This window comes from Priestia sp. AB, from assembly GCF_028369225.1.
In the GTDB taxonomy this organism is placed as follows: Bacteria; Bacillota; Bacilli; order Bacillales; family Bacillaceae_H; genus Priestia; species Priestia megaterium.
The window spans coordinates 1-12565 of record NZ_JAQMYN010000035.1 but is presented as its reverse complement, the minus strand read 5'-3'; the positions used below and the strand labels follow the sequence as shown (position 1 = coordinate 12565).

Here is a 12565-nt window from a genome sequence, read left to right as displayed (position 1 = left end):
GGCAACACAACTCAGTAATCCTCAGTTTTAATGTCGCCCTGCATCATGTCCGGGCAATAAAGAGCGTGTCGATGGGCAACACAACTCAGTAATCCTCAGTTTTAATGTCGCCCTGCATCATGTCCGGGCAATAAAGAGCGTGTCGACGGGCAACACAACTCAGTAATCCTCAGTTTTAATGTCGCCCTGCATCATGTCCGGGCAATAATGAACATGTCGACAGGCAACACAACCTAGTAAACTGTTTTTTCATTACATTGATGCAGATTCTATTAGAGAGAGAGCAAGTTTTATAGCTACAATTGGGATATTTTTATTATTAATGAAAATATCCATGGGAATATTCTAAGAAAAATAGGATGTAAATATAGGGAAAATGTATCTTTTTTTGAAAGGAAAATATAATCAATAAGAATATTATGTATTTTAATTACAATAAATAGAATTTATACAGGAAATATTTAATTGGGTTAAATGTAAAATAAAGTAATTATGTTCTATTTGAAAGAGGTTAGAACTTTGATAGGATTAAGGAAACGAGTGTTCTGTAAAAAATTAATTAGTTAAATGAATTGGAAGTGTAGAGATGTTTAAAACAATAATTTGTGATTTTGATGGCACTATTGTAGATTCTGGTCAAGTTGTGTTCGATCTCTTTAATGAGTTTGCCGATAAGTATGACTACAAAAAAATCCCTCAAAGTGAAAGCGATCGAATTAGAGCATTGACTGTAAAAGAACGTTTCAAAGAGTATGAGGTGCCCGTATTAAAGGTTCCTATGCTTACTATGGATGTTGTTAAACGATACAAAAAATCAATTCCAACATTAGAAGTAAATCAAGAAATGAAACAGGTACTTAAAAACCTAAAAGAATTAGGAATTAAGCTTGTTATGATTTCAGCTAACTCTAAAGAAAATATCCAAAAGTTTTTAAAATTAAATGACATGGAATACTTTGATGAAATTATTCAGTCAAGTCGCTTTTTTGGGAGACATACTACAATGAATAGTTACATGAAAAAACATAACGTAGCAAAAGATGAAATTATCCTTATTGCCGATGAACATCGTGATATTGTGGCTGCAAGAAAAAGTGAGATCCCGATAATATCTGTTACTTGGGGGTATGATTTAGAGGAACTTTTATCTAAAAGTAATCCTGATTTCTTAGTTAGAAGTCCATTAGAGATCATGGATATCGTTCGGAATGATACTAAATGATTGCTCTCTTTTTAATTAGTACAATATTTGCGATTATTAGTTATCGCTACGATCCTAAATCACCATCTATAAGGTGGGGGGTTCTTGTGCTAGTTTGTGCAGCATTTGCAGGACTCTCTAGAGCTACCATAGAGACTTTTCTTCCTACATTAGATAAATTCAATATGGATTTTCCTTTATTAGATTCGCTTTTATATTACCTAAGAATTATAACTGGCTTTATTTCTATTTACTTTTTTCCTTATGCCTTACTCATGTGGGCCATTACTTATAGTGATAAGTTCACTAAAAGAGTTATCCAAATCTGTAAGTATCTTTTACCTATCCCGATTATTTTTATGCTCAAAACAACCGTGTATTACCCTGATATAATACCGGATTTTCATTCTATGTTATATTGGGCAGTTCCTTATATTATTGCTGCCTGTTTAGTCCATATATACGCTTGGTATACAGAGAGTGATCCCAACAAGAAAAAGCAACGCATTACCACAATTTCTATTTCATTTCCTGTCATGTTATCAGCTTTAATTTTAAATTATATTGTAAGAGCAATAGACAATCATCACCAATATTGGCGCTATATGATTGTTTTTCTCGTATTAGCATTTTTTATTTTTTTATGGAAAGCTCTGAAAAAGGGTGCTGGATCTCTTAATGGAATTAAGCTACGTTACGAGAGAGAGGCTCATAAGAAGACTAGAGAAGCAATAAACAAAGGAACAGCATTATTAAACCATGCTATAAAGAATCAAATTTATAAAATTAATTCAAGCTTACAAACTATAAACGTAGATGAACTTAATCCATCTTCTCAAAATTCAATTGAAATTATAAATCGTAGTTCTAAACATTTGACAGAAATCATTGAGCGTATGCATAGCAAAACACAGGAGATCGAGATTATAAAAAGTCAGAATGACTTAAATAAGTTAGTAAATGAAAGCCTGGAAGATTTGAAATTGGATTTATACAAGAAGAATATAAAGGTTAAAAAACTCTATTCATCAGAGAAAAACACTGTATATTGTGATCGCACGCAGACCTACGAAGTGTTTATAAATATATTGAAAAACTCAATTGAAGCAGTTGACGATGGAGGAGAAATAAAGGTAACTATTTCACCTAAGAACAGTAAAAATATAATGGTTGTTTTTTCTGATAATGGAATGGGTATTCCATCAGAGAATTTGAAATATGTTACTGATCCTTTTTTTAGTACTAAGAAAAAAGGTGACTTAAATTATGGATTGGGATTAAATCATTGCTTTGAAGTAATGTTTAACACTGGTGGAGACTTGAAAGTTGAAAGTAAGATTGATGAAGGAACCACAATCAAATTAACTTTTCCAATACATTTAAAAAAGGGTGATGTTTATGAAAAATCCAATTCGAGTAGTGCTAATTGAAGACGATCCAGATTGGCTTAACATAATGGAAAACCTAATTGGTAAGGAAGAAGATATGATTCTAGTAGGCTGTGCTCAAACGCAGGAAGAAGGGATCACTCTTTCACACGCTTTAAACAATATAGACATTTTCCTTGTAGATATTAATTTGTCAGGGGTTAATCTTGATGGAATATATACAGCTCTAGAATTGAAACGTGAAAAAACATCAAAGGTAATAATGCTAACGTCTATGTCGGAGGAAGACATTATTCAAAAGGCATTTATGGCAGGAGCATCAGATTATATATTGAAGAAGGATGTACATCGCATACCAGAAATCATTCGTTCTAATTACAACAATGAATCTAGTCCAGTCGAAGCTGTATTAAAAGAATTTCGTCGTTTAAAATCTGAGGAGCAGCTTAAAGATTTAACAAATGCAGAAAGAGAAGTTTTTGAATATATTGAAAAAGGATACTCACGTAAGAAAATTACGCTAGAGACACATAAATCCGATAATACACTGAAAACACATTTTAAAAACATCTTCAAAAAATTATCGGTATCTAATACAAAAGATCTTATAAATAAAGTGAAAACCGGCGGCCTAAAGTGACTTGTTAATTTAACAAGTCACTTTTTTTGTTTGCAAAAAGGGTGATATTTCGTCACCCCTTGTCTAAAAAAGGGTGAAAAAATATCACCCCATTTCCAAAATAGGGTGATGAAAAATCACAGTATGCAAGTTTTCAGAACTTATATATCCTATATTTAGGAGTTACTTTTCATGGATTCTAGAAGGTCTGTGAAAAGCTTTCTTTCCTTTTCTCCCAGTTGTTCAAATGCTTTTATTACGGGAGATAGGTTAGTTAATACAGGTATTATGTCTGTTGTAAGTAAGGTCAAAATGACTTTGATTTCTGATGGTGACAAGTCATTTAGGATGTTAAATAGTTGTTCTTTATTTGGGTTATCTGTTTTAAATTCTTTTGAAATATCATCTGGAAGCACGTCATATAGAGTAACTCCTAATGCCTTACAAATCCTTATTAACGTTTTAATATCAGAAGTTGAATGACCGTTTTCGATCTTGCTTATCGTACCTTGTGAGGTACTAGAAAGCTCGCCTAATGTAGTAGTCGACATAAATATAGACTTTCTAAAGCTTTTAATTTTATTTCCAAGTTCGAGGTTAAATTGATCCATAAATTCATCCACCAATTGCAAAATTTTTTAATTTTATTATATCAGAAATAAATAAAGGGTGTTTTTGGTAAAAAATATTAAAAACAGAATAAAAATCGTTGACTAAACTATTCGATATAGAATATACTGTGTTCAAGGAGGTGCTGGAAATAAAGACCATACGAGAAAAGAGGTTAGAAAAGAAATGGAGCCAAACTTATTTAGCTCAGTTATCAGGAGTCCCGCAACCCACTATTTCTCAAATCGAAAATGGGACTCGGCAATATCCAACGTTTGAAAATATGAAGAAAATCGCAGAGGCATTGGATCTTAGATTAGAAGATATTTTCTTACCACGTCATAAGGATATGAACTAAGTTTTAGAATACTTAATGGTTAAAAGGGGCGATGAACATGGAAGCACAAAAGCGACTAGCATTCTATGATATATCAGATGCACGGGCGAAAAGTGCCAAAACCTTTGATGGAAAGTTGTATACGTTAAAAGGAGGGATAGCAGTAGAAAAAGGCACAGGCGATGTCAAACGTGTAGCTGATATTTATTATGAAGTACGCTCCGTGATGGATCAGGCACATACCATCGTCGCCAAGCGAAGAAAAAAAGATGAGGAATTGAAGGAAGTTCTACAAAAGACCTGCTAGTTCTTAGATGCAGCATACAAGCGATTTTGAAACGTGCCAAGAGCACGAGAAGTGGTACCTTGACAATCTTATATTGCGTGCCTCCCCTAAACGGATCACAAGGGGGTTAAGGTATACGATAACAAAAAGGTTCGATGAGTGCGTCCTAAAACTCATCGGTGATCTAGCAACAAAACAGTGACGGTATATCCATGATCTGTGAAGGGTTTCGTCGTGAGGGTCACTCCGAAGAAGCGACAAGACTCCAAACAGTAGATATACGAGGTTCTTCGTACATGCCGAAAACGATGTGCATTATTGGGCTTAGTGAAAACTATGCATGCCAATATAGGGTTTGCCCTTCCAGCCAGAAACGGGTATATATTTCCTTTCATAACCTTGAAAAGACAGAGATGATCGCTAAACCTGTGGTAAAATATGACTCTCAGTAGGTTTCAGAATCGCTTGTTATGTCTGAATATTAAGAACAAAGGAGAATGGTTATGAAAAACAAAAAATGGTTAATTTCTGCGGTAGCAGGAATCGTTGTGGCTCTTGGAATAGGCACAGCGTTTGTCTCTTCCCACAATTCAAGTGAAGTGAAAGGAAATGGTGAACTAGAGGAATTACATCCCCTTCAAATGAAAAAGTTTATGAAAGAAGATGGTACAGGATTTGTGATGTATTCCTACGATGAAGATAATCGAGACATATATATGAATGAGGTAAAAAAAGCATTAAAGGAAAATGAGGTGAATGGCAAAGAACTCAACAACAATGATCCTCAATTTGAGGGTACAAAAGGTCAAAGTGATTATGGTGTAACTCAAAGAACCGATACTTTAGCTGCATACAAGAAGGGAGAACTAAAACAAGAAATTAAGTTCGAGGATTATGATCCATCTCAGTTAGAAACAGAACTTTCTCATTTTATTGAAACATCCAAAGAACTGTATTTCGAAGAATAAGAGATAAGCTTTGAAAGGTGGTGGTATCTTGACGATCTCCCAAAAGGAATTAAAGAAATCAAAAGACCTCGTGGAAAAGTTGCTGAAAGTGAATGGAAACAAATACAACGACTGGTTACATCAACAACATCAACAATTCATTGAGGAAAATCAAGATTTAATTCTTCAAGCATTGAGTGCCTTTACAGGTCAAGAAGAAGAGGATGAGGAGAAAAGCGAACCGAAGGTAGTTGAACAAGTTTCTGTAAGACCACAAAGCATTCCAGTAACACAAAATTAACGAAAAAGAGGAGTGAAACACATGTTAGATTTATTGAATAGCGTTGATGTGACGGAGTTAACTTCGCATTTAACCCTGGGGGCGGCAGATGGCATGAACGGCCTCATAGAAAGTGGAAAGTCTATTATCAAGTGGATGCAGCGTATTGCGATGGTTGCGGCAGCTCTTGCCTTTTGTGTAGGTGGGTATCACTTAATCTTAGGTGGAGAACGAGGTCGTCATAAATGTATCGCTTGGTTTGTTGGAGGCGCAGTTGGGTTAGTGGTTGTCATGGGTGCTTATGCATTAGCTGAAGGTGTAAATACAAATATCCGATTCGGAAGTTAAGAAAGCTATACAGTTGATTGTATAGCTTTTTTCTATGCTCATTTTTAGACGAAAGGAATGGAGAAACATGCTGTCTGTCATGTTTATAAAAAGTGAGACAAAAGAGTTAAAGCCATTTCAAAAGTTATCGATTCCAGAAGCATGCGAGATAACAGAAACATTAGAAATACAGTATCAATGTACTAGAAAAAAGACTCATGCGGATTTTTTCATCCTCGATGAAGAGGATCATGAGGTATATGCAGGGACGTTATCCATTGGATCAGGTCTTGCTCATCATATAGTAGATCATATTAAGAAAAAGTTAAATTCTTTAAAAATGGACGATATACAGGAAGCTCGAAAGAGAAGTTTTCTTGAACAATTGGAAAAGGAAGTACCGGACCATCTGAAAACAACAGATGGTTCCTCTTCTTTACGGGAAGAAACAGAGGATTATGTGCAAACGAATCAAAAGCCTATCCTTTCTACTCGTAACAGAAGGATGATCTATGGTGGAGGGATTTTATCCCTTCTTATCCTTTCAGCTACATGTTTTTCAACAGTGGCTACTTCCCAAGATCGAGCTGAAACGATTCAAGATTTAGAGAAACAAGTCAAATTGGAACAAAAAATAACAGGGACATATGAAAGGGCGCTTTTAGGGGACTCAGAAGGGGCTTTAAAACGACTTTCTTCTATTAATGAACAAAGCCTCACGCACGAACAAAAAAACGTCTATACGAGCCTTCTTATCGATCAAAAAAAGTATGAGAAAGCTGTTCAGCTTCAGGGAAACCATCCAGAAGCCGTGGAAAGCATGATTTCAAAGAAGGGAGATGTCAGTGCGTTAAAAGAGTTTCAACAAACGTTTCCTTCGCCAAATGGAGCATTTGATCTTGCCTATCACGAACAACGATGGGAGGACATGATGAGCCAATCAGGAGTAGAAATGACCGATAAACGATATGAAATGAAGGCATATGGATATCTGAAGCTAGATAAAGTGAAAGAGGCCAAAGAAGCAGCAGCACATATTCAAAGCCAAGACTTGAATCAAAAAATAGATACCTATGAAAAAACGAAAAAGGAGATAGAAGAAACGAAAAAACAAGTGGAGGAAGAGAACAAAAAAGACAAAAAAGATGAAAACAAAATTAAGTCGTTAACGGATCAACAAAAGAAACAAGAAGAAGCTTTAAAGAATTTATAAGAAAGGATGAATAAGATGTATACACAGGCGAAAGTGAAAAATCAGAAGCAAGCCTTTGTTGTAGGGATTGAGTATTATGAAGAAGATTTATTTTTAGAAATCGAATTAGGCACGTTTTACACGACTCAGCTCCATGCTCAACGTATTGCGAACAGTGTTCATAATGTCATTCTTTTAGAAAATCAGATTGTCATTATCTTTAAAAATGCTGATTCCATCACTCTTACAGATGATTTTCTCAAATATGCGTTTAAGTTTCGATTATGCACGAAACCAACGATGCCACCTCTTGATATCTCCAAGCTTACTCAACAAGAAAAAGAAGACTTAATTTTTAATGAAGCCTATATGGTGACAGAAGAGGATATGAAAGAGGTGCAATGGGACATTAACACGGCTTTTCGCTACCTTCAACATCAGTATGAGGCAAGAGATCAAACGTTCTTTTCTCTTTCATCGAGTGCCTATTATGTCATTCCTACTTCTGAAGAGATTGACCAGGAGGGAATGAGAAATGCAACCTAATAAATCTATCAAATATGTGGTCGCTGAAAAACAAGTACTTATTCCTTTAAGTGCTTGTTTTTTTGTGTCTATTCTACTCATCTTAAACTTTCTTTTCAACATAATGAGGAACCTTGTTCAAACAACGTTTAGTGATGTATTTGAGCCGCAGCCTTTTCATTTGGAAACATCTTTTTTGACGGAGATTCATCTTCAACAGTACACACCTTTATATGGAGCAATGTGTTTAGTGGCTGCCTTATTAACAGCAAAATTTGCTTACAACATTCGATCCAACTTCAAAGATTTAAACCACAATCAAAAAGGATCGGGGCGTTTTACAACAAGAAGTGAACTAAAAAAGCAATATCGAAAAGTACCTGAAAAAACGACAACGTATCAAGGTGGAGGTGGTGTACCTGTTTCACGTATTCAAACCTATGACCTCATTCAGAATTGGAAGGAATATAAAGCTTTAAAGGGAATAGAGAAGCTTCTCAAAACCCATAAGCTTTTTTCAAAAAGAGGATATTTACTTATCGATGATTCACCCGTTAATAATTTGATCATTGGGATTACACGATCGGGGAAAGGAGAAACGTTTGTTTTTCCAACAATCGACGTATACTCTAGGGCTGAAAAGCAACCTGCTCTTGTACTCAATGATCCAAAAGCTGAGATCCTTGCAGCTTCGAAAGAGATTCTTGAAAAGAGGGGGTATCATATTGAAGTTTTAAACTTACTGAATCCATTAGAATCAATGAGCTATAACCTTTTAGAAATGATAAAAGAAACCTATAAAGATGGTGATTATTCAACAGCTCAAGCGTTATGTAACACGCTATCGTATACACTTTACTACAATCCAAATGCCAAAGATCCGTTTTGGCAACAATGTGCCATGAGTTTATGTAACGCCATGATTCTCGCTGTAACGGATAAGTGTATTAAGGAAAAGGAAGAGAATAAAATCACGATGTATACGGTGGCAAATATGTTGTCGGAGTTAGGCTCGAAAGAGGTTGTGATTAATAAAAAAGGAGATACGCAAAATGCGTTGGATTTGTATTTTGATGGGCTTCCAACAGAAAGTGTAGCCAAAATGCAGTATGCGACATCGAACTTCTCAAAAGGCACGACAAGAGGAGGGATTTTCACTCAAACAATGAATGGTTTATCCATTTTTACGTTTGATGAAATTGCCAAGATGACCTCTAAAAACAGCGTCGATTTAAAACGTGTGGGTTTTGGAAAAACAATCAAAGGAACAGCAACACCTCTTACTCGCTTAGAGATCATCTTTCCAGACGGTCAAACGGAGACCATTAAAACGGATGGAAAAGGGTTATTCGAACTCAACTTTACAAGTGATTTGAAGCAAAATGATGAAATTATTCTAGCTGAAAAGTTTAGTGATAAAATCGTTACTTCATCAAGGCTTGAAACCGTGATATCGATTAATAGGATCACGAAAGAAACAGGAAATACGACGTTTACAGTGGAGAAACAGCATCCAACCATTCATGTAAAGGAAGTGACGTATTTTACAAAACCAATCGCTATTTTTATGGTTACACCGGATTATGATTCTAGTAATCACGTTATTGCCTCCATTTTTGTTCGTCAGTTGTATTATATACTTGCCAAAAATGCTTCATTGGCACGAGGAAACAAGTGTCATCGAGAAGTCATTTTTTTACTCGATGAGTTCGGAAATATGCCTGCGATTGAAGGAATGTCCAACATTATCACGGTTTGTTTAGGTCGAAATATACGCTTTAATTTAGTTATTCAAGCATATCCACAACTGAAAAATAAGTATGGAGATGACGCAGCAACAATTGAAGGGAACTGTGGGAATACGATCTACGTTCTCACAAACAACTATGATACAGCACAAGAGGTTTCAAAAAAGCTTGGAGAAAGCACAATTAACTCAACATCTCGAAGTGGAAAAGGACTTTCTACTGATAAGAGTAAGACTGAAGGTGTTGATAACAAGCATCTTTTAACACCTAATGAGTTAATGGAATTAAAAGAAGGAGAAAGTGTCGTCATTCGAGTTGTCAAAAGACAAGATAAAAAACGTCGTAGAGTCAAAGCACACCCCATCTATAACACTGGAAAAACATCGTTGAAATACCGTTGGGAATATCTTGGAGATGACTTTAATACAGATCGTTCGATTCTAGATATCGATATTTCGTCCTTACATGAACAAGTCAATCCAAGATCCTTAGTGATTCATAATTTCTTTCCTTTTCAATCACAAGCTCCATCGGTAGAAAAAGAAGAGGAACTAGCCAACGATCCGTTTACTCCTCTAACGTATGAGAACTATAAAACTAAGACAGTCAAAGAGTTTTTTGGTGGAGATAAAAACGTTTCTACTGCTTTAAAAGTACACTTACCAAAGGCAATGAATAAAACGGTAGAAGAGATTGAGAAGCAGTCCATGAGTGATTTTGAAGAGGAATTAACGATGTTAGGAGTTAGTGACCAACTGAATAAAAATGTCCACAAACTTCTTGAAGTAAAAATAAATACCATCATTAAGAATTTACAACATGAGATGGAAGAACAAGAAGCTTAATATCAAAAGGAGGAGAAAGAATGACAAGTATTTCAAAGGAATTAGAGCGCATTTTAGAGGACTATGCACCGATTGTGAAGGAAGGACATCAGGTGTTAATTGGCTTACTAGATGGCACTATACACCTGGAAAAAGGGAAGGAAGGAGAAGCACCTGTACAAATTCGTGTTTCTCCTCTGGATGAACGATTAGAGATAACCGTTGATACGTTGTTTCAAGGCATATAATACCTTCGTAAGGAGATGAGCAGATGAAGGATGAAGAAATTCTTAAAAAACTCCATGAGTTTTCAGATTACTTAGATGTTGGAGATATCCCCAGCTATTTGTTGCGAAAAATAGGGTGGGCATGTATTCAACTTTTTTCTTTTTTAGTGGATGGATTAGAAGGGATTACTGACAGTATATTAGGAGTTAAAGCGTTTTTTAATTCACCCGAAATTCAAGACTTTATTACGAAGATTCAACCCTTTTTATATGTGTTACTGGCTTTTTCCTTTCTGTATATCGGCTATATGTTGATTATTCAGAAGAAAGTCAATCGTGAACAGATTATGATTAACATTTTTATTTCGATGGCAGTCTTACTTTTATTAAATACAAGTATGTTAAAGGCAGATAAATTCACCGATCAAGCCATTGAAGCCGTTGATCTGAATGAAAAAGGAACGGTAAGTGAAAAGATTATTAAAAGTAATATAACAGATGTAGCGCAATTTGATCTTACTAAGTGGAAGAGTCCTAAATTAAAGGAACCGAATAAGGTACCTCAAAAAAATATTATGATGATTGATATTACTGAAAAGATTGATAAGGATTTTCAGGTTAGCAAAGGAAAAGATTTAAGTAAGGACGGTAAGAAGATATTAGAAAACAAAACAGAAATTGCACCAGATGGAAAAGAGGGGTTAACTGAAATAGACAATGGATGGTTTGATTTCTTTCCAGAACTTTATTATCGATGGTCATGGAACTTCTGGACGATTGCCATTTCCCTTTTTGTTATAGGAATGACGTTGTTATTTACGTCTATTAAGTTAGCAAAACTTTGCTTTGAGCTAGGATTTAACTCCATTCTAGCCCAAATTGTTGCGCCTGCGGATGTAGCAGATGGTCAAAAGTTAAAAGCCGTTCTGAAGAATATTGTTAATACTTTTCTAGTGATTATCATGATCTTCATATCCATGAAGGTCTATTTGATGGGAACGGTCTTTATTAGCGATAAATTAGAAGGTATTCCATACCTGATCGCATTGATTGCCCTTAGTATTGCAGTCGTAGATGGGCCTGTGATGTGTGAACGTCTCTTTGGCATCGATGCTGGATTGAAAAGTGGTTGGGGCGCTATTGCAGGAGGTTTTGCGATGGCAAAAGGTATTGAAAGTGGTATTGGCATGATAGGTAGAACAGTAAAAGGAGGAGCCAATCTTGCAAAAGGTGTTGGTAATGTAGGAAAAGGTCTTGGTAGTGGCGCTCTTCAGACAGCAGCAGGAGTTGGAGGTTTTGGTAAAGGGTTAGCTACACAAGGAAATAAAGAAAAACAACCAGCTCTGCATGAAGAAATGAAAAAGGCAGGAATGGCAGGTGAGAAAGGAAACGCTGCTTCTAAAGGTCAAAACTCAGGAAATGAGCAGAAAGCTCAACAACAGGGATTATCCTCTACTGAGAAACAAGAAGGGGGCAAAAATACTGAAGGAAATTCTTCGGAAGGAAAAGGGGCAGGTCAAGGTCAAGGCAGCTCTTTACAAGATGAGATGCAAGCAGCAGGTGTTTCTACTGATAGTCAAGGATCAACTTCCTCTGTAGAGGGTGGAAATACATCTCTACAAGATGAAATGCAAGCTTCTGGCTATAGTGAGAGTGCAAATGAAGGTACTGGATCTTCTGTAGAGGGTGGAAATACATCTCTACAAGATGAAATGCAAGCTTCTGGCTATAGTGAAAGTGCAAATGAAGGTACTGGATCTTCTGTAGAGGGTGGAAGTGCTTCTCTACATGATGAAATGCAGGCTTCTGGCTATAGTGAAAGTGCAAATGAAGGTACTGGATCTTCTGTAGAGGGTGGAAGTGCTTCTCTACATGATGAAATGCAAGCTTCTGGTCATAGTGGAAGCACAAATAGAGGCAGCTCTTCTGTAGGAAAGGCAAGTGCTTCTCTACATGATGAAATGCAGGCTTCTGGTCATAGTGGAAGCACAAATAGAGGCAGCTCTTCTGTAGGAAAGGCAAGTGCTTCTCTACATGATGAAATGCAGGCTTCTG

The 12565-nt window shown here is 36.0% G+C and carries 14 protein-coding genes; 13 read left to right on the top strand and 1 reads right to left on the bottom strand.

The window, feature by feature from the left end; translation table 11 throughout:
* Positions 1–586: 586 nt before the first annotated feature.
* The 3 genes from POF52_RS30490 to POF52_RS30480 are packed head-to-tail and all read left to right on the top strand — an operon-like array spanning position 587 to position 3229.
* On the top strand, positions 587–1222 hold the full coding sequence (locus tag POF52_RS30490) for an HAD hydrolase-like protein (RefSeq protein ID WP_098602761.1): 636 nt from the start codon (positions 587–589) through the stop codon (positions 1220–1222).
* On the top strand, positions 1219–2631 hold the full coding sequence (locus tag POF52_RS30485; protein WP_271997977.1) for an ATP-binding protein: 1413 nt from the start codon (positions 1219–1221) through the stop codon (positions 2629–2631). Before POF52_RS30490 ends, POF52_RS30485 begins: the two co-directional genes overlap by 4 nt.
* Positions 2600–3229, top strand: coding sequence for a response regulator (locus tag POF52_RS30480; RefSeq protein ID WP_186326248.1), 630 nt, complete (start codon positions 2600–2602; stop codon positions 3227–3229). Before POF52_RS30485 ends, POF52_RS30480 begins: the two co-directional genes overlap by 32 nt.
* 155 nt (positions 3230–3384) lie before the next feature.
* Here POF52_RS30480 and POF52_RS30475 read toward each other — a convergent pair whose 3' ends face one another.
* A complete protein-coding gene (locus tag POF52_RS30475) occupies positions 3385–3819 on the bottom strand; it encodes a helix-turn-helix domain-containing protein (RefSeq protein ID WP_271997971.1) in 435 nt (144 codons plus the stop codon).
* 98 nt (positions 3820–3917) lie between these two features.
* Here POF52_RS30475 and POF52_RS30470 point away from each other — a divergent pair, with 98 nt between their 5' ends.
* The 10 genes from POF52_RS30470 to POF52_RS30425 all read left to right on the top strand — a co-directional run.
* On the top strand, positions 3918–4175 hold the full coding sequence (locus POF52_RS30470; RefSeq protein WP_334314424.1) for a helix-turn-helix transcriptional regulator: 258 nt from the start codon (positions 3918–3920) through the stop codon (positions 4173–4175).
* A gap of 37 nt (positions 4176–4212) precedes the next feature.
* Positions 4213–4461: a hypothetical protein gene (locus POF52_RS30465; RefSeq protein ID WP_047933333.1), complete on the top strand. Its 249-nt coding sequence runs from the start codon at positions 4213–4215 to the stop codon at positions 4459–4461.
* Between the two features lie 482 nt (positions 4462–4943).
* Positions 4944–5408, top strand: a complete 465-nt coding sequence (locus tag POF52_RS30460) for a hypothetical protein (RefSeq protein WP_097826837.1) — start codon at positions 4944–4946, stop codon at positions 5406–5408.
* Between the two features lie 28 nt (positions 5409–5436).
* On the top strand, positions 5437–5688 hold the full coding sequence (locus POF52_RS30455) for a hypothetical protein (protein WP_271997964.1): 252 nt from the start codon (positions 5437–5439) through the stop codon (positions 5686–5688).
* 21 nt (positions 5689–5709) lie between these two features.
* Positions 5710–6015 (top strand): hypothetical protein, encoded by a 306-nt coding sequence (locus POF52_RS30450; RefSeq protein ID WP_271997962.1) that lies wholly within the window; start codon positions 5710–5712, stop codon positions 6013–6015.
* A 67-nt stretch (positions 6016–6082) separates the two neighbouring features.
* Positions 6083–7207, top strand: a complete 1125-nt coding sequence (locus POF52_RS30445; RefSeq protein ID WP_271997958.1) for a hypothetical protein — start codon at positions 6083–6085, stop codon at positions 7205–7207.
* A gap of 15 nt (positions 7208–7222) precedes the next feature.
* Positions 7223–7732 carry a hypothetical protein gene (locus POF52_RS30440; RefSeq protein ID WP_271997956.1) on the top strand — a complete coding sequence of 170 codons (510 nt, stop codon included), beginning with the start codon at positions 7223–7225 and terminating at the stop codon, positions 7730–7732.
* A complete protein-coding gene (locus POF52_RS30435) occupies positions 7722–10304 on the top strand; it encodes a VirD4-like conjugal transfer protein, CD1115 family (RefSeq protein WP_271997954.1) in 2583 nt (860 codons plus the stop codon). Before POF52_RS30440 ends, POF52_RS30435 begins: the two co-directional genes overlap by 11 nt.
* A gap of 20 nt (positions 10305–10324) precedes the next feature.
* Positions 10325–10531 carry a hypothetical protein gene (locus tag POF52_RS30430; RefSeq protein ID WP_271997951.1) on the top strand — a complete coding sequence of 69 codons (207 nt, stop codon included), beginning with the start codon at positions 10325–10327 and terminating at the stop codon, positions 10529–10531.
* Positions 10532–10554: 23 nt separating this feature from the next.
* Positions 10555–12565: pLS20_p028 family conjugation system transmembrane protein (locus POF52_RS30425; RefSeq protein WP_271997948.1), on the top strand; the 2011-nt coding region annotated here is incomplete at its 3' end.